The sequence below is a fragment of the Citrobacter europaeus genome (assembly GCF_037482245.1).
Taxonomy (GTDB): domain Bacteria; phylum Pseudomonadota; class Gammaproteobacteria; order Enterobacterales; family Enterobacteriaceae; genus Citrobacter; species Citrobacter europaeus.
This window is the reverse complement of the sequence record NZ_CP148084.1, coordinates 177950-194931: the sequence shown is the minus strand read 5'-3', so window position 1 is coordinate 194931 and position 16982 is coordinate 177950. Positions and strand designations below refer to the sequence as shown.

General features: G+C 52.9%; 16 protein-coding genes. 7 read left to right on the top strand and 9 right to left on the bottom strand.

Going from position 1 to position 16982, the window contains the following annotated elements; all coding sequences use genetic code 11:
• Positions 1 to 7 precede the first annotated feature (7 nt).
• A complete protein-coding gene (ghrB, locus tag WHR59_RS00930) occupies positions 8 to 982 on the top strand; it encodes a glyoxylate/hydroxypyruvate reductase GhrB (protein ID WP_338843528.1) in 975 nt (324 codons plus the stop codon).
• A 58-nt stretch (positions 983 to 1040) separates the two neighbouring features.
• On the opposite strand, the gene WHR59_RS00925 is transcribed toward ghrB, so the two are convergent.
• On the bottom strand, positions 1041 to 1751 hold the full coding sequence (locus WHR59_RS00925) for a DUF3053 domain-containing protein (protein WP_016154915.1): 711 nt from the start codon (positions 1749 to 1751) through the stop codon (positions 1041 to 1043).
• 380 nt (positions 1752 to 2131) lie between these two features.
• On the opposite strand from WHR59_RS00925, the gene WHR59_RS00920 reads away from it, so the two are divergent.
• From WHR59_RS00920 to cueP, 3 genes are all read left to right on the top strand, one after another.
• Positions 2132 to 2422: an HTH-type transcriptional regulator gene (locus WHR59_RS00920; RefSeq protein ID WP_005133819.1), complete on the top strand. Its 291-nt coding sequence runs from the start codon at positions 2132 to 2134 to the stop codon at positions 2420 to 2422.
• Between the two features lie 279 nt (positions 2423 to 2701).
• The gene (gene cspE, locus WHR59_RS00915; protein WP_000014594.1) at positions 2702 to 2914 is read left to right on the top strand and encodes a transcription antiterminator/RNA stability regulator CspE; all 213 of its coding nucleotides are present in this window, start codon (positions 2702 to 2704) and stop codon (positions 2912 to 2914) included.
• A gap of 186 nt (positions 2915 to 3100) precedes the next feature.
• Entirely contained in the window at positions 3101 to 3640 is a 540-nt protein-coding gene (gene cueP / locus WHR59_RS00910; RefSeq protein WP_043018683.1) for a copper-binding periplasmic metallochaperone CueP, read from the top strand.
• A gap of 66 nt (positions 3641 to 3706) precedes the next feature.
• Here cueP and glyS read toward each other — a convergent pair whose 3' ends face one another.
• The 3 genes from glyS to WHR59_RS00895 form a co-directional block, all read right to left on the bottom strand.
• Positions 3707 to 5776 carry a glycine--tRNA ligase subunit beta gene (glyS, locus tag WHR59_RS00905; protein WP_338843527.1) on the bottom strand — a complete coding sequence of 690 codons (2070 nt, stop codon included), beginning with the start codon at positions 5774 to 5776 and terminating at the stop codon, positions 3707 to 3709.
• A 9-nt stretch (positions 5777 to 5785) separates the two neighbouring features.
• A complete protein-coding gene (gene glyQ, locus WHR59_RS00900) occupies positions 5786 to 6697 on the bottom strand; it encodes a glycine--tRNA ligase subunit alpha (protein ID WP_001168551.1) in 912 nt (303 codons plus the stop codon).
• 95 nt (positions 6698 to 6792) lie between these two features.
• Entirely contained in the window at positions 6793 to 7101 is a 309-nt protein-coding gene (locus tag WHR59_RS00895) for a YsaB family lipoprotein (protein ID WP_193145673.1), read from the bottom strand.
• Positions 7102 to 7273: 172 nt separating this feature from the next.
• Here WHR59_RS00895 and WHR59_RS00890 point away from each other — a divergent pair, with 172 nt between their 5' ends.
• Positions 7274 to 8269, top strand: a complete 996-nt coding sequence (locus tag WHR59_RS00890; protein WP_087050766.1) for an acyltransferase — start codon at positions 7274 to 7276, stop codon at positions 8267 to 8269.
• A 40-nt stretch (positions 8270 to 8309) separates the two neighbouring features.
• Here WHR59_RS00890 and yiaA read toward each other — a convergent pair whose 3' ends face one another.
• The 4 genes from yiaA to xylA all read right to left on the bottom strand — a co-directional run bounded on the left by yiaA (position 8310) and on the right by xylA (position 12132).
• Entirely contained in the window at positions 8310 to 8747 is a 438-nt protein-coding gene (gene yiaA, locus WHR59_RS00885) for an inner membrane protein YiaA (RefSeq protein WP_075145496.1), read from the bottom strand.
• Positions 8748 to 9116, bottom strand: coding sequence for an inner membrane protein YiaB (gene yiaB, locus WHR59_RS00880; protein WP_047407954.1), 369 nt, complete (start codon positions 9114 to 9116; stop codon positions 8748 to 8750).
• Positions 9117 to 9283: 167 nt separating this feature from the next.
• The gene (gene xylB / locus WHR59_RS00875) at positions 9284 to 10738 is read right to left on the bottom strand and encodes a xylulokinase (protein ID WP_199995049.1); all 1455 of its coding nucleotides are present in this window, start codon (positions 10736 to 10738) and stop codon (positions 9284 to 9286) included.
• A 71-nt stretch (positions 10739 to 10809) separates the two neighbouring features.
• A complete protein-coding gene (xylA, locus tag WHR59_RS00870; protein ID WP_003024252.1) occupies positions 10810 to 12132 on the bottom strand; it encodes a xylose isomerase in 1323 nt (440 codons plus the stop codon).
• A gap of 361 nt (positions 12133 to 12493) precedes the next feature.
• Here xylA and xylR point away from each other — a divergent pair, with 361 nt between their 5' ends.
• Positions 12494 to 13672: a D-xylose utilization transcriptional activator XylR gene (xylR, locus tag WHR59_RS00865; RefSeq protein ID WP_043018691.1), complete on the top strand. Its 1179-nt coding sequence runs from the start codon at positions 12494 to 12496 to the stop codon at positions 13670 to 13672.
• Positions 13673 to 13745: 73 nt separating this feature from the next.
• On the opposite strand, the gene WHR59_RS00860 is transcribed toward xylR, so the two are convergent.
• Positions 13746 to 14570 carry a protein bax gene (locus WHR59_RS00860; RefSeq protein ID WP_338843526.1) on the bottom strand — a complete coding sequence of 275 codons (825 nt, stop codon included), beginning with the start codon at positions 14568 to 14570 and terminating at the stop codon, positions 13746 to 13748.
• Positions 14571 to 14886: 316 nt separating this feature from the next.
• Here WHR59_RS00860 and malS point away from each other — a divergent pair, with 316 nt between their 5' ends.
• Positions 14887 to 16917 carry an alpha-amylase gene (malS, locus tag WHR59_RS00855; protein ID WP_172862499.1) on the top strand — a complete coding sequence of 677 codons (2031 nt, stop codon included), beginning with the start codon at positions 14887 to 14889 and terminating at the stop codon, positions 16915 to 16917.
• Positions 16918 to 16982 lie beyond the last annotated feature (65 nt).

Genomic DNA, 16982 nt, shown 5'->3' with positions numbered 1-16982 from the left:
GATTCGCATGAAGCCGTCCATTATTCTCTATAAAGCGTTACCTGACGATTTACTGCATCGCCTGGAAGAGCATTTTACTGTGACTCAGGTGCCTAACCTGCGCCCGGAAACGGTCACACAGCACGCCGACGCTTTTGCCAATGCAGAAGGTCTGCTGGGCTCCAGTGAAGCCGTCAATACCGCCCTGCTGGAGAAAATGCCCAGGCTGCGGGCGACATCCACGATTTCCGTAGGCTATGACAACTTCGACGTCGATGCTCTCAACGCGCGTAAGGTGCTGTTGATGCACACGCCAACCGTGCTGACGGAAACCGTCGCCGATACGGTGATGGCACTGGTGTTAAGCACCGCTCGCCGCGTGGTAGAAGTCGCTGAACGAGTTAAAGTTGGCGAATGGACCAAAAGTATCGGGCCGGACTGGTTTGGTACCGATGTACACCACAAAACGCTGGGGATTGTCGGCATGGGCCGTATTGGCCTGGCACTGGCACAACGCGCGCATTTCGGCTTTAGCATGCCAATTCTCTACAACGCGCGTCGTCATCACCAGGAGGCGGAAGAGCGCTTCAATGCACGTTACTGCGATCTTGATACGCTGTTGCAGGAGTCTGATTTTGTTTGCCTGATCCTGCCGTTAACCGAAGAAACGCATCATCTGTTCAGCACCGAACAGTTCGCCAAAATGAAGTCTTCCGCCATTTTCATTAATGCCGGACGTGGACCAGTGGTTGATGAAAAAGCACTGATTGCCGCCCTGCAAAATGGGGAAATTCATGCCGCAGGCCTGGATGTGTTTGAGCAGGAGCCATTACCGGCGGACTCACCGCTGCTGTCGCTGCCAAACGTGGTTGCCGTGCCGCACATTGGTTCAGCCACGCATGAAACACGCTATAACATGGCGGCCTGTGCGGTGGATAATTTAATCGATGCGCTGCAAGGACGCCTTGAGAAAAACTGCGTGAACCCGCAGGTTGCGCCATAAACAAAAGGCCGGGTAGCGCTTACGCTCACCCGGCCTTTCATGTATTACAGCGTCTTAATTACTGAGCGGCATTCACCGCAGCAGTCCAGGCCTGATTAAATGCCTGATGCTGAGAAGCCAACGGGCCAATCAGCGTGTTGTACTGACTTGCCTGCTGTGACGTTGGGAACTGGATACCGTTGGCGACAAAGCTCACCTGTGTATCCTGCTGCGCGACAAAATCACCGACCTGCACTAACTGCTGCGTGAAGATTTGCGCGGCAGGAATCAGCGGCTGTAACGCCTCTGAAGGTACAGTGACGACTTTGTTATAGACCTGGTCAAAGACCGGCTTCAGATCCTCGCCCTGCTTCAGCGCGCCATGCGCAGCATCCGCCTGCAGTTTCGCATTCTGCAACTGTTGCCCTAACACGCCCAGCGCACCATTTGCCTGACGCAACGGTTCACGCTGAGTCACATAATCCTGAGGAACACGAATCGCATTTACGCTATCAACCACCGGACGCAGACCGGAATCCATCGCCTGATTAACCTGCTGTGAATAGCCATACAGAATCGCGTAATCGGACACAAACGGGCCAAACTGTTTTTTCTGATCGGCGGTCAGCGTTGGTAAACGCTCTCCGCTACGCATTGCAGTATTCTGCAGAAAATCGATAAACGCTTTGCGTTGATCGCCTTCTTTATCAAAACACCCACTCAGGCCAACTACCATTAAGAGCGCCAAAACAGGCGCAAACCAGCGAGAGCAGGACTTACCTGTCGCCATTTTAATACTCCTTTCACCCAAAAATGCGCACAACGACACCCGCGTGCCTGACGTTGACAAGGATAGTCCAGGTCAGCCCCGCAAGATACCCTTTCCGCGTAATCTTGTGGGGGAAAATAACCACTCCCGCCACCCTTCGTTTTGCTAAACAATGCTGCATTTGCCCCACGGCGTCATATTTTAGTCATCTTTACAATCGGGTTCGCTCGTTCGGAGATCCCGACCGTTATCAGTTCGTTAGCCTGCAAAAGATTATCGGCCACGATCCGCTGAAACGAATCCATCACGCAAAGCTTAAATCCGGCTTCATTTTTTCCGACTACTCTTAATGAGCTTCGATGAAATTCACGATCCCGCTGTGTGATTTGTAGGAGTTCTCAATGGAATACAAAGATCCTATGTTTGAACTGCTGAGCAGTCTGGAGCAGATTGTTTTTAAAGATGTATCGCAGACGGTCACTCTGACGCAAAAAACCAACCCTTTCACCGAATTTGAACAGCTACGACGAGGGACAGGTTTAAAAACAGACGATTTTGCCCGGGTGATGGGCGTGACGGTCGCAATGGTTCATGAATGGGAGTCTAAACGCGTAAAGCCTTCCAGTACCGAATTGAAGTTAATGCGCCTGATTCAGGCAGACCCAAGACTAAGTAAGCAATTGATGGATTGAACTATTTTTCAATTTTACCTAAGAACGGTCCGGTAAAAGGACCGTTCCCTTACGGAGAGTATCCACAAATAAGAAAATAGTAGTTGCATCCACATGCGTAAAATGAGTTAATGCCCTCAACGGTTTGACGTACAGACCATTACAGCAGTTAGTAAGGCAAGTCCCTTCAAGAGTTATCGTTGATACCCCTCGTAGTGAGCATTTCCTTTACTGTTAAAAAATCTGTAGAGCACGCCATATCGCCGAAAGGCACACTTATTTTTTAAAAGGTAATACACTATGTCCGGTAAAATGACTGGTATCGTAAAATGGTTCAACGCTGACAAAGGTTTCGGCTTCATCACTCCTGACGATGGCTCTAAAGACGTGTTCGTACACTTCTCTGCTATCCAGAACGATGGCTACAAATCTCTGGACGAAGGTCAGAAAGTTTCCTTCACCATCGAAAGCGGCGCTAAAGGCCCGGCAGCTGGCAACGTAACCAGCCTGTAAGCTTAAAAAGCTCAAAATTCTGAATCCCTGCCATACGGCGGGGATTTTTTTTATCTGTACTTCGCAAGACTTCCCCCCAAACGCTTCTTTGCATTACTTTACCCGTCGTCCCTTTGACCTTTCCCTAAGGGCAAGCTTTATAGTGAGCCAGTCTGTATTCCACAACATTCACAAGGAATTGAAGCTATGTCGAAATCCTCACTGCTGCTGATATTAGGTTTGCTCACAACCGGTAGCGCGTTCGCTGCAACCCCGCCAGCGACTTTTCTGGCGGAGAATGGGCTCAGCGGTAAATCCGTCGAGCAAATCGTCGAAACCATTGACCAGTCGCCGCAGAGCCGCCCGCTGCCGTACTCCGCATCCATCACCAGTACCGAATTAAAGCTCTCGTCGGGCGATCAGATTTATACCCTGCCGCTCGGTGACAAGTTCTATCTGTCATTTGCCCCTTATGAATGGCAAACACATCCTTGCTTCAACCACAGCCTTTCTGGCTGCCAGGGTGAAATGCCGGAGAAAACATTCAATGTCAAAGTGACGGATAACAAGGGGGGCGTGGTGGTCCAAAAAGAGATGAAGAGCGGTCGAAATGGCTTCGTCGGGATATGGTTACCGCGCAATATGACAGGTACCATCGCAGTAAGCTACAACGGTAAAACAGCGCAGTATCCCATCACGACGATGGAAGACAGCCAGACCTGTCTGACAAAATTACAGCTGCGCTAACAACATAAAAAAATGCCGGATAAGGCACAGCCGCCATCCGGCATTTTCTAAGTCAGCTCAGGACCATTACTGCAGCAGAGAAATATCCGCCACGCGCAGGAACAGTTCGCGCAGTTTTTCGAGCATAGACAGACGGTTAATACGCAGATCTTTATCTTCCACGTTAACCATCACTTTCTCAAAGAACGCATCAACCGGTTCACGCAGCGCCGATAGCTCAACCAGCGCTTCCTGGTAATGACCGGCTGCAAAAACAGGCTCCAGCTTATCGCGCAGCACCACAACCTGCATCGCCAGCGCAATTTCTTCCGGCTCCTTCAGCGTTGCCGCATTTACGCGGTCATTCAACGTCTCTTCAGACTTCGCCAGGATGTTCGATACACGCTTGTTCGCGGCAGCCAGCGCGGACGCGGCTTCCAGCGTACGGAAGTGCGAAACCGCCTTCATACGTGCGTCAAAATCAGCCGGACGAGTCGGACGACGCGCCAGTACTGCCTGGATGGTATCGACGGTGTAACCTTCATCCTGATACCAGGCGCGGAAGCGACCAAGCATAAAGTCGATAACGTCATCCACCACGTTGGCGTTAGTCAGCTTATCGCCATACAGACGAACCGCTTCCTCGGTCAACGTTTGCAGATCCAGGTTCAGGTTCTTCTCAACGATGATACGCAGTACGCCCAGCGCGGCACGACGCAGCGCAAACGGGTCTTTGTCACCTTTCGGATGCTGACCGATACCGAAGATACCCGCCAGAGTATCCATCTTATCGGCAATCGCCACGGCACAGGCAACCGGGTTAGACGGCAGGTCATCACCAGAAAAACGCGGCTGATACTGCTCGTTCAGCGCCACAGCCACATCTTCCGCTTCACCATCGTGACGCGCGTAGTGCATGCCCATTACGCCCTGGGTATCAGTGAACTCGAAGACCATGTTGGTCATCAGGTCGCACTTAGACAGCAGGCCAGCACGCGTTGCGTGGTTAACGTCAGCGCCAATCTGACCAGCAATCCAGCCCGCCAGCGCCTGGATACGGTCAGTCTTGTCGCGCAGCGTACCCAGTTGCTGTTGGAACAGCACGGTTTGCAGACGCGGCAGATGGTCTTCCAGACGTTTTTTACGGTCGGTATTGAAGAAGAACTCGGCATCCGCCAGACGTGGACGAACTACCTTCTCATTACCGGAGATAATCTGGCTCGGATCTTTCGATTCGATGTTGGCAACGAAGATAAAGTTCGGCAGCAGTTTGCCGTCGTTCGCGTAAACCGGGAAGTACTTCTGGTCACCTTTCATGGTGTGTACCAGTGCTTCAGACGGAACCGCGAGGAATTTCTCTTCGAACTTCGCAGTCAACACTACCGGCCATTCCACCAGCGAGGTGACTTCTTCCAGCAGGCTTTCGCTCAGGTCAGCGTTACCGCCAATCTTACGCGCCGCTTCTTCAGCATCGGCTTTGATTTTCGCTTTACGCTCAGCGTAATCTGCAATCACTTTGCCGCGCTCACGCAGGATTTCTGGGTACTGATCGGCAGAATCGATGGTGAATTCCGGCTCGCCCATAAAGCGATGTCCGCGGATCACGCGATCTGACTGAATACCCAGAATAGTTGCCGGAATGACTTTGTCGCCCAGCAGCAGGGTCACGGTGTGAACCGGACGCACGAAGTGCACGTCAGACGCGCCCCAGCGCATCAGTTTCGGGATAGGCAGTTTCGCCAAAGAGGTGGCGATCATATTCGGCAGCAGCGCTTCAGCGCTTTCACCTTTCACATGCGCGCGATACAGCAGCCACTCACCTTTGTCGGTGGTCAGACGCTCAGCCTGGTCAACCGTAATGCCGCAGCCACGCGCCCAACCTTCTGCCGCTTTGCTCGGTTTTCCTTCAGCGTCAAACGCCTGGGAAATGGCCGGGCCGCGTTTTTCAACTTCACGGTCAGGTTGCGCTTGCGCCAGATTCGCGACTTTCAGCGCCAGACGACGCGGCGCGGCGAACCACTCCACGTTGCCGTGCGCGATGCCAGCGTTATCCAGCTCCGCAGTAACGTTCGCAGCAAAGGACTCAGCCAGGCTGCGCAGTGCTTTTGGTGGCAGCTCTTCAGTGCCGATTTCCACCAGAAAAGTTTTCTCAGACATGGCCGCCTCTTATTTGTCTTTGTTGCACATCGGGAAGCCAAGGGCTTCACGGGAAGCGTAGTAAGCTTCTGCCACTGCTTTGGTCAGGGTGCGAATGCGCAGGATATAGCGCTGACGCTCGGTGACGGAGATCGCTTTACGCGCATCCAGCAGGTTGAAGCTATGGGCGGCTTTCAGGATACGTTCATACGCAGGCAGCGGCAGCGGATTTTCCAGCGCCAGCAGCTGCTGCGCTTCTTTCTCGTACTGCTCGAAGCAGGTGAACAGGAAGTCCACGTCGGCGTATTCGAAGTTGTAGGTGGATTGCTCCACTTCGTTCTGATGGAACACGTCGCCGTAAGTGGTTTTACCCAGCGGGCCGTCGCTCCAGACCAGGTCGTAAACGCTGTCTACGCCCTGAATGTACATGGCCAGACGTTCCAGACCGTAGGTAATTTCCCCGGTCACAGGTTTACACTCCAGACCACCAACCTGCTGGAAGTAGGTGAACTGCGTCACTTCCATGCCGTTCAGCCACACTTCCCAACCCAGACCCCAGGCACCCAGCGTCGGGTTTTCCCAGTTATCTTCCACGAAACGGATATCGTGAATGGTCGGGTCCATACCCAGCTCTTTCAGAGAACCCAGGTACAGCTCCTGAATGTTGTCCGGAGACGGCTTAATCACTACCTGGAACTGATAGTAGTGCTGTAAGCGGTTCGGGTTTTCGCCATAGCGGCCATCGGTCGGACGACGAGAAGGCTGCACATAAGCAGTCGCCATCGGTTCCGGCCCCAGCGCACGCAGGCAGGTCATTGGGTGAGATGTGCCCGCGCCGACTTCCATGTCCAATGGTTGAACGATGGTGCAGCCCTGGCGAGCCCAGTAATCCTGTAAGGTCAGGATCAAGCCCTGGAAGGTCCTGGTATCAAACTTTTGCATATTATTTCGTGCTGGATACGTGTGGATTTAAAGGAAGCGGTCAGTATACCCGCTGGCTGCAAGATATACAGTACGAAACGGGAAAAAGGGGGAACTTAGCGCATGGAAAGGTGCAAAAACTGCCCGTCTGCATCAAAAGAGCAGACAAAATTCTCTTTACGGAAGGTCGAACCACGCATCTCATAGCTGCCCTGGAATTGTTCCAGGCCGGAGATATCAATTTTCTGCGCGCCGGTGTTATAAAGTTGTGCCGCCTCATTTTTGCACAGCGACTCCATATCCAGCGAGCGTGTTGCACTGACCTTAACCTTTTGCGCCTTCTGCGCGGGTGCAGGCGGCTGTGTGTTAGCGCACGCTACCAGCATGAGGGTAGCAATCGCGGGAAAGAAATACTTCATCATCATTTTATTACCGCCTGGTTTGCTGGTCAGTCTTATTATTAGTGTCTGGAAACTGATCCTATTTTGAGAATCTCATCAGACCATCTCAAGCTTTAGCGTAAGAACTCGGATTATTCCAGTGAGCTACGCGCGCAAAATTTCGGTCAGACTTTTTTTAACGGATACAGAGGAACTGATGCAGCCCAAAATTTTCTGGATTGATAACCTGCGCGGGATAGCCTGTCTCATGGTCGTGATGATCCACACCACGACCTGGTACATCACCAATGCGCAAAGCGTCAGCCCGTTGAATTGGGATCTGGCCAATGTGCTCAATTCAGCCTCTCGCGTCAGCGTCCCGCTGTTCTTTATGATTTCGGGCTATCTTTTTTTTGGCGAGCGCAGCGCCAAACCGCGCCATTTCACGCGCATCGCGCTCTGCATTTTGTTTTACAGCAGCGTGGCGCTGGCCTATATCCTGCTGTTTACCTCGATCAACGCCGGGCTGTCGCTGAAAAACCTGCTGCAAAAGCCGGTGTTCTATCACCTGTGGTTTTTCTTCGCGATCGCCGTCATCTACCTGGTTTCACCGCTGATACAGGTGAAAAATATCAGCGGCAAGATGCTGCTGGCGCTCATGGTAGTGATTGGGGTGATTGCCAATCCCAACACCGTTTCGCAAAAAATTGGCGGTTTTGAATGGCTGCCCATCAATCTGTACATCAGTGGCGACACTTTCTATTACATCGTGTACGGCCTGCTGGGTCGGGCGATTGGCATGATGGATACGCAAAAGCGCACGCTCACCTTGCTCTGTGCGGCGTTGTTCATCACCGCGGTGTTTATTATTTCTCGGGGCACGTTGCATGAACTGCGCTGGCGAGGCAATTTTGCCGATACCTGGTATCTCTACTGCGGTCCGGCAGTGTTTATTTGCGCCGTCTCGCTCCTGACGCTGGTCAAAAATACGCTCAGCACGCGCACTTTGCCGGTACTGGGCCTTATTTCCCGCCACTCGCTGGGCATTTATGGCTTTCATGCGCTGATCATTCACGCGCTGCGCACCAACGGCCTTGAACTCAAGAGCTGGCCACCGCTGGATATGCTGTGGATTTTCAGCGCTACGCTGGCTGGTAGTTTACTGTTGTCCATACTGTTGCAGCGTATCGATACGCGCAGGCTGGTGAGCTAAAAAGAAAAGCCCTCGATCGGTAACCATCGAGGGCAAGCGATCATTCTGTAAAATCTTCCGCTACTGCTGGCGTTTCTTTTGATTGATCCAAACCACCATCACGGATATTTTTCTGTACCGCAACGGTACCAAACAGGCTCAAAAAGAAGGCCAGGCCATAAAATCCTTTCTCGTTTAGCAGCAGCGTGGCATTCCACAAACCGATAACCAACAACGCCACCGCAATAACAAACGCGGCCAGGCAGGTTACGTAGTAAATCGGCGTAGTCGGGATCCCTTCATATTTATCCCGTACCGTTTTTTGATAAGACGCAGCAGAAAACAAACCAAGCACCAAAACAGCAAAGTAATACCCCTTTTCGTTCAACTGCATATCGGCGTTCCACAACCCCAACAGATAAACCACAATACCGCCGAGCAGCGCGACCCACGACACAATGCTAAATGCGGGTGAATAAGTTGATGTCCTGTTTTCCATTTAGAGTTCCTGTCCTTTAGATAAATATTCTGCTGGGCGCATGAGTAAAACTTGCCCCAGTAAACACACAAAGAATGCCGCCGGGTACAGCCCCATTTCGATGGGTGCTAACGGGGTATTCCACACCCCCACCAGCAACAATCCGATCGTTATGAGCGCCACCATCTGACACACGGAAGCGAAGCGTTCGTCGTTCTGATTGAGATTTTCAGCACGCTGGTAAGCGTACGTCACAAACATTCCCGTCATCAGCGCACCAAAAAAATAGCCTTTGCTGCTCAATAACGGGCATGCTCGCCATAAGCCAATAACGTAAATCAACGCGCCAGAGAGGAATAATATCCATGGCAACAGCCTTGTCGTCTTCATTGGGATCTCCTTATCCATCATGGATACAATATGAATAACCCGCTAAAGACAACACAGAAAAATGCCACTACGCCGGACTTTCAGAATAAATTCATGCACGCTAATTATTTATTAGATTGAAATATATATTTGATAAATCCCCACTGTTTACCAGAGGGGATTTAGGGTCAGGACATCAGCGGTTTTAATTGCTGATAGATTTGGCGGAAGGTTTCCCGACGCTGTTGGTAAAGCGCGTGGCGCCCGGCATCCGGATAATGCGCTTGTTCCAGCGTAAGCTGAGGCAGAAGGTCTGATAAAGGCCGCTGCGGATTCATGGCAATTTGCGCCAGTCGCGCCGCGCCGAGTGCAGGACCGACATCGCCGCCGGTACGGTAATCCAGCTGCAATCCGCTGATGTCAGACAGCATCTGACGCCAGTATTCGCTGCGCGCCCCGCCGCCAATCAGCGTGATGCTGGCGGGCTGCACGCCGCAGGCATGAACCACGTCCATACCATCGGCCAGCGCAAAACCCACGCCTTCCAGCACCGCCTGCGCCAGTTCCGCCGGCCCGTGCTGATGCGTCAGACCGAAAAATACGCCCTTTGCCTGTGGGTTGTTGTGCGGCGTACGTTCCCCGGACAGATAGGGTAAAAACCAGACCGGCTCAGCGTGTTCATCCGCCTCTTGCGCAGCAGCAATCAACGCAGGAACGCTCGCCAGTCCGGTTAATTTTGCCGCCCAGTCCAGGCAGGACGCCGCACTAAGCATCACGGACATCAGATGCCATCGTTCAGGCAAGGCATGGCAAAAGCTGTGGACTGCGCTTTCCGGTTTGCTGAGAAAGCCGTCGCTGACCGCAAAATAGACCCCGGAAGTACCCAGCGATAACATCGCCTGACCGGCATTCATCATGCCCACACCCACTGCTCCCGCCGCGTTATCGCCGCCGCCGGCAACCACCGCAACCTCCTGCATACCCCAGGCGTGGGCGACCTCTGGCAACAATGTTCCGGTAATACCGCTGCCTTCATAGAGCGCAGGCATATGCGCACGAGTCAGCTTACAGGCGGCCAGCATGACATCACTCCAGTCACGCTTCGCGACATCCAGCCACATCGTACCTGCCGCATCAGACATATCGCTGGCAAAATCGCCGGTCATACGCAGGCGCAGGTAATCTTTCGGCAGCAGGACTTTATCAACCCGGCTGAAAATCTCCGGTTCGTGGCGCTGCACCCACAGCAGCTTTGGCGCGGTAAAGCCAGGCATCATCAGGTTGCCGGTGATGGCGCGCGACTGCGGAACCAGGTTCTCGAGCATCACGCACTCTTCAGCACAGCGTCCATCATTCCACAGGATAGCTGGACGCAATACCTTCCGTTGCTCGTCCAGTAGCGTGGCGCCGTGCATTTGTCCGGCAATCCCCAGCGCTTTCACTTCGCGAAGTGAATGCTGCTGGCCCAGCGCTGTCACCGCACGATCCGTTGCCCGCCACCACTGCTCAGGGTCTTGTTCAGACCATAACGGATGAGGCCGCGAGACGGTGAGTTTCTCCGTGTGCGAAGCGACCACATCGCCCTGCTCATTGAGCAGAATAGCCTTTACGCCTGATGTACCTAGATCTATCCCGATATACATAGGGCATCGTTCCTTAAAGAAAGGCCCGGTAGCGCGAGCTGACCGGGCTTACCGACGTTCTCAGAGATCCGTTATTTGTCGAACAAATAATGGTTTACCAGATTTTCCAGCAATTCCTGATGACCACTCTGGTGCACCGGCGCCAGGTTGTGTTGCTCAGCGTACTGCGCAATTTCCGTCAGCGTCATCTGTCCTTTCAGAATTTGCTGGCCCAGCTCACCATTCCAACCGGCATAGCGTTTAGCCACGCGTTGATCCAGACCACCGTCTTCAATCATACGGGCCGCAATTTTCAGCGACAGCGCCATGGTATCCATCGCGCCAATATGACCATAGAACAAATCGTATTTATCGGTACTCTGACGACGCACTTTGGCATCAAAGTTCAGGCCGCCGGTGGTGAAGCCGCCCGCTTTCAGGATTTCATACATCACCAGTGCATTCTCTTCGACGCTGTTAGGGAACTGGTCTGTATCCCAGCCCAGCTGTGCGTCACCACGGTTGGCATCGACAGAACCAAACAGACCCAGCGCGATGGCGGTAGCAATTTCGTGATGGAACGAGTGGCCTGCCAGCGTGGCGTGGTTGGCTTCGATATTCAGTTTGATCTCTTTTTCCAGACCGAACTGCTTGAGGAATCCGTACACGGTCGCCGCATCGTAGTCGTACTGGTGTTTGGTCGGTTCCTGCGGTTTCGGTTCAATAAGCAAAGTGCCCTGGAAACCGGTTTTGTGTTTGTGTTCCACCACCAGTTGCATGAAGCGGCCAATCTGCTCACGTTCCTGACGCAGATCGGTATTCAACAGTGTTTCATAGCCTTCACGACCGCCCCACAGAACGTAGTTTTCGCCGCCGAGCTTATGCGTGGCATCCATAGCCGTAACCACCTGCGTGGCGGCCCAGCTGAACACTTCCGGATCCGGGTTCGTGGCCGCGCCCGCGCCGTAGCGTGGGTTGGTGAAGCAGTTTGCCGTTCCCCACAGCAGCTTCACACCGCTTTGTTCCTGTTTTGCCGCCAGCACATCAACCATCTGCGCAAAGTTGTTTTTATACTCTTTCAAAGACGCGCCTTCCGGCGAAACATCCACGTCATGGAAGCAGTAATAAGGCACGTTCAGCTTGTGGAAGAACTCAAATGCCACATCCGCTTTGCGTTTCGCCAGCGCCAGTGCTTCACCAGGCTGCTGCCATGGGCGATCGAAAGCCCCCATACCGAACATATCCGCACCGTTCCAGCAGAAGGTATGCCAGTAGCAGGCCGCAAAACGCAGATGATCTTCCATGCGCTTGCCCAACACGATTTCGTCAGGGTTGTAATGGCGGAATGCGAGCGGGTTGGTGGATTGAGTGCCTTCAAAACGAACACGATCGAGTTGGTCAAAATAAGCCGGCATAATAAGCTCCATAATCAGGTAATACGGCAAGTAAACTGCGATATGGCTATACTGGAATTTCCTGATTTATTGCTCAATTACGTTATTTCACACCGCTATTAAGAGAATACCCAAACGTGCGCTGGCTCCCAAAAAAACGCGCTGAAAAAAGAAATAAAAAAGCGATCGCGATCGAAGGTTAGCCATTAAACAAAAAACCGTAATGCGTAGATAAAAAATGACAATTGTCATCCCGCTGACAGTATGTGAATTTTGCGTAGCGCCAGGCAAATAAGAAATTTGTCACGCTTCATCAAGCAGTCGTACCTGCGGTTTTGCTAGTATCGACAGGCCCACGTTAACCTTTCCAGGACAGGTTCTTATGTTTGATAAACGTCACCGCATCACTCTGCTATTTAATGCCAATAAAGCCTACGACCGCCAGGTGGTAGAAGGAGTGGGTGAATATTTACAGGCATCGCAATCCGAGTGGGATATATTCATTGAGGAAGACTTCCGCGCCCGTATCGATAATATTAAAGACTGGTTAGGCGACGGCGTTATTGCTGATTATGACGATGATGACATTGCGCAATTACTTGCCGATGTCGATGTTCCCATCATCGGCGTTGGAGGTTCTTACCATCTGGAGCAAGATTACCCACCGGTACATTACATCGCCACCGACAACCACGCGCTGGTAGAAAGCGCTTTCCTGCATCTGAAAGAGAAGGGAGTTAACCGCTTTGCATTTTACGGCCTGCCCTCCTCAAGCGGTAAACGCTGGGCCGCGGAACGTGAATATGCGTTTTGCCAGTTGGTTGCCAAAGAGAAGTACCGCGGTGTCGTCTATCAGGGGCTGGAAACCGCGCCGGAGAACTGGCAGCACGCGCAAAATCGACTGGCGGACTGGCTACAAACTCTGCCACCGCAAACCGGTATTATCGCCGTTACCGACGCGCGGGCACGACACGTCCTGCAAGTCTGCGAACACCTGCATATTCCGGTACCGGAAAAACTGTGCGTGATAGGAATAGACAACGAAGAATTGACCCGCTACCTGTCCCGGGTGGCGCTGTCATCCGTGGCTCAGGGAGCCAGGCAGATGGGATATCAGGCTGCTAAACTCCTGCACCGTTTACTGGCGAACGAGGAACTGCCGCTGCAACGCATTTTGGTTCCTCCGGTGCGTGTCATTGAACGTCGCTCAACCGACTACCGTTCCTTAACCGACCCGGCGGTCATTCAGGCGATGCACTTTATCCGTAATCATGCCTGTAAAGGTATTAAGGTTGAACAGGTGCTGGATTCAGTAGGAATCTCACGCTCGAACCTGGAGAAGCGCTTTAAAGAAGAGGTCGGCGAGACTATCCACGCTGTGATTCATGCCGAAAAGCTGGAAAAAGCGCGTAGCCTATTGATTTCTACCACACTTTCAATCAACGAAATTTCACAGATGTGCGGCTATCCGTCTCTGCAGTATTTCTATTCGGTCTTCAAGAAAGAGTACGACACGACGCCAAAAGAGTATCGCGATGTGAACAGTGAAGTGTTGCTATAGGGGGAATTACCGGATGGCGGCTTCGTCTGATCCGGCCTACGAGATGACTTGTAGACCGGATCAGCACGCGAAATTACATATGCGCGGCGATTAAACGCTGGTTATCCTGATACATTGCGAACAGATAGTTGTTGTAGCTCTGTCCCTTAGTGGAGTAACCCTTCAGCTTATGGATCATCGCGGTAGCGGTGACTTCCTGATCGGCTTTACGCAGCTGCGCGCGTGACTTACGGAAGGAAGAGTAAGCCGGATGCGTGTTCAGGTTGATGACGTAAGCATTCACCGACTCTTTCACCGATTCAAACTGTGAGTAGCCTTTCACCTTACCTGGTGCATTGTTACAACGACCTTTGCCACATTTCATGCCAAACAGGTTGTTGTTGCTGCGCGCCAGCTTCGACGTGCCCCAGCCGCTTTCGGCCGCAGCCATGGTTGCCACCATACTGGTCGGGATAATGTCTACGCGCTCAAGCAGCGTATTCCACGGAATTTTACGCGTGTTACCAGACCAGCTCACTTTGTAGCGCTTCGCGATGTCTTTCATCCGCGTACGCTCAGTCGGTGACCAGCGGTTCTGGTACTGTTTTGAAATCAGCCAGTTACGGTTCGCCGTAATGGCAGCATTTTGACTGGTAATATAAGGCATAACCGTCCGGAGAAACGCTTTTTTCCTTGGTGTTCCGGAAGGGTATTTTCGCAAATCAGGAAGTGAACTACTCTTTGCACTATTGCGAGAATACTCTTGTTTACTGCTAACCTGTTTATTACTTGCCTTGGTTATCTGGGGCTTGTGACTCGTTGTCGCCGTGTGTGTCTTTGCCAGCACCTCACCCGAAAATGCAACGGTGAGTAACATAAGAATCATTGCCCCATATCGTCGAATGGGAGTCAATATCATTAGGTCTCCTGGTCGGATTTATACATTCCAACACCTTATATTTTTCACAAAAATGAGAGATGAATCTCAAATCATATCAAAAATAGCTGTCAAGAGCACCCAAAGGAATAGTCCAATTCTGAAACTATGTCACGCACTAACAGTTCTGGGCGCCATTAATTCGAAGAAAATGTGGGGGTTATCGCAAAATCAGTTTATTTTTTGCGCGCGTTAACTCACCCTCACTTCTCCTCCTGGCGGAATCGACTCTAAGGAGGAGTTTCCGGCCTGATTTCACTGGCAAACTGGCGAAAATCGCAGCATCAAGGACAGCATTATGAAACTTGCCGCCGTTGCGCTGGCGCTCATACCCGGCATTGCCATCGCTTCATCATGGACTTCTCAAGGACTACCGACCTTCGAAGCGGAAGGTACGGGTAAATTCGTCAGCCATGCAGCGTTGACGAAGGGTACTCGTCCTTTAACCCTGAATTTTGACCAACAGTGCTGGCAGCCCGCCGATGCGATAAAACTCAACCAGATGCTGTCGCTAAAACCGTGTGAAGGCGCTCCGCCGCAGTGGCGCTTATTCAAAGACGGCGATTACACGCTGGAAGTGGATACCCGCTCCGGCACGCCAACGCTGATGCTCTCGGTAAAAAGCGCCGCAGACCCTGTCACGACCCAGATTCGCCAGTGCCCGAAATGGGACGGTGCGCCGGTCACGCTGAACGTGAGCCAGACCTTCCCGGAAGGTGCCGTGGTACGTGATTTCTACAGCCAGCAAACCGCGACGGTAAAAAACGGGGCGATTACCCTGCAGCCCGCCGCAACCAGTAACGGGCTGTTGCTGCTCGAACGGGCGGAAACTGATGCCCCTGCCGCTTTTGACTGGCATAACGCCACGGTGTATTTCGTCCTGACGGACCGCTTTGTAAATGGCGATCCGAGTAACGACCACAGCTATGGGCGTCGCAGCGACGGCATGCAGGAAATTGGCACCTTCCACGGCGGCGATTTGCGCGGGCTCGCCAGCAAACTCGACTACCTGCAACAACTGGGCGTCAACGCCCTGTGGATCAGTGCGCCGTTTGAGCAAATCCACGGCTGGGTCGGTGGTGGCACCAAAGGCGACTTCCCTCACTACGCTTACCACGGCTACTACACTCAGGACTGGACCACGCTCGACGCCAATATGGGTGACGAAGCAGACCTGCGCACGCTGGTTGATGGCGCACATCAGCGCGGCATCCGTGTTCTGTTTGATGTGGTAATGAACCATACCGGCTACGCCACCCTGGCGGATATGCAGGAATATCAGTTTGGGGCGCTGTACTTATCGGGCGATGAGCTGAAAAAAACGCTCGGCGAACACTGGACTGACTGGAAACCGGCCGCCGGGCAGAGCTGGCACAGCTTTAATGATTACATCAACTTCAGCGATAAAGCCGGCTGGGAAAAATGGTGGGGGAAAAACTGGATCCGCACCGATATTGGCGATTACGACAATCCTGGCTTTGACGACCTCACCATGTCGCTGGCCTTCCTGCCCGACCTGAAAACCGAATCGACCACGCCCTCCGGGCTGCCACATTTTTATCAGCACAAGCCGGATACGCACGCTAAAGCTATCGCCGGATACACGCCCCGGGATTATCTGACGCACTGGCTCAGTCAGTGGGTGCGTGATTACGGGATTGACGGCTTTCGGGTCGATACCGCTAAACACGTCGAACTTCCCGCCTGGCAGCAGCTAAAAACACAGGCCAGCACGGCGCTGGTCGAATGGAAGAAAGCCAACCCTGACAAAGCGCTGGATGATAAACCCTTCTGGATGACCGGCGAGGCCTGGGGCCACGGCGTGATGCAAAGCGACTATTACCGTCACGGCTTCGATGCGATGATCAATTTCGACTACCAGGAGCAAGCGGCAAAAGCCGTCGAGTGTCTGGCGAATATGGACCCCACCTGGCAGCAGATGGCGGATAAACTGCAGGACTTTAACGTTCTGAGCTATCTCTCCTCACACGATACGCGTCTGTTCCGCGAAGGTGGAGACAAAGCCGCCGAGCTATTGCTGCTGGCGCCTGGCGCGGTACAACTCTTTTATGGCGACGAGTCGGCCCGCCCCTTTGGCCCAACCGGCTCAGATCCATTACAGGGGACGCGCTCGGAGATGAACTGGCAGGATGTGACCGGGAAATCTGCCGCCAGCGTCGCACACTGGCAACGTATCAGCCAGTTCAGGGCCAGACATCCGGCCATTGGCGCCGGTAAACAAACCACGCTGCCCCTGAAGCAGGGATACGGATTTATCCGCGAACATGGCGACGACAAAGTGATGGTGGTGTGGGCCGGTCAGCCCTGACGCGCCCGGCTTCTCGCTGTGCACGCAGCGGGAAGCCTGATTCAACATAAAAAACCAGCCAGATA

Excerpts from the sequence above, each read along its gene's own strand:
- WHR59_RS00925 (WP_016154915.1), bottom strand. The coding sequence starts at position 1,751 with ATGGCGACAGGTAAGTCCTGCTCTCGCTGGTTTGCGCCTGTTTTGGCG.
- cspE (WP_000014594.1), top strand. The coding sequence starts at position 2,702 with ATGTCCGGTAAAATGACTGGTATCGTAAAATGGTTCAACGCTGACAAA.
- ghrB (WP_338843528.1), top strand. The coding sequence starts at position 8 with ATGAAGCCGTCCATTATTCTCTATAAAGCGTTACCTGACGATTTACTG.
- WHR59_RS00920 (WP_005133819.1), top strand. The coding sequence starts at position 2,132 with ATGGAATACAAAGATCCTATGTTTGAACTGCTGAGCAGTCTGGAGCAG.
- malS (WP_172862499.1), top strand. The coding sequence starts at position 14,887 with ATGAAACTTGCCGCCGTTGCGCTGGCGCTCATACCCGGCATTGCCATC.
- WHR59_RS00860 (WP_338843526.1), bottom strand. The coding sequence starts at position 14,570 with ATGATATTGACTCCCATTCGACGATATGGGGCAATGATTCTTATGTTA.
- WHR59_RS00895 (WP_193145673.1), bottom strand. The coding sequence starts at position 7,101 with ATGATGATGAAGTATTTCTTTCCCGCGATTGCTACCCTCATGCTGGTA.
- yiaB (WP_047407954.1), bottom strand. The coding sequence starts at position 9,116 with ATGAAGACGACAAGGCTGTTGCCATGGATATTATTCCTCTCTGGCGCG.
- glyS (WP_338843527.1), bottom strand. The coding sequence starts at position 5,776 with ATGTCTGAGAAAACTTTTCTGGTGGAAATCGGCACTGAAGAGCTGCCA.
- glyQ (WP_001168551.1), bottom strand. The coding sequence starts at position 6,697 with ATGCAAAAGTTTGATACCAGGACCTTCCAGGGCTTGATCCTGACCTTA.
- xylA (WP_003024252.1), bottom strand. The coding sequence starts at position 12,132 with ATGCCGGCTTATTTTGACCAACTCGATCGTGTTCGTTTTGAAGGCACT.
- xylR (WP_043018691.1), top strand. The coding sequence starts at position 12,494 with ATGTTTGATAAACGTCACCGCATCACTCTGCTATTTAATGCCAATAAA.
- WHR59_RS00890 (WP_087050766.1), top strand. The coding sequence starts at position 7,274 with ATGCAGCCCAAAATTTTCTGGATTGATAACCTGCGCGGGATAGCCTGT.
- xylB (WP_199995049.1), bottom strand. The coding sequence starts at position 10,738 with ATGTATATCGGGATAGATCTAGGTACATCAGGCGTAAAGGCTATTCTG.
- yiaA (WP_075145496.1), bottom strand. The coding sequence starts at position 8,747 with ATGGAAAACAGGACATCAACTTATTCACCCGCATTTAGCATTGTGTCG.
- cueP (WP_043018683.1), top strand. The coding sequence starts at position 3,101 with ATGTCGAAATCCTCACTGCTGCTGATATTAGGTTTGCTCACAACCGGT.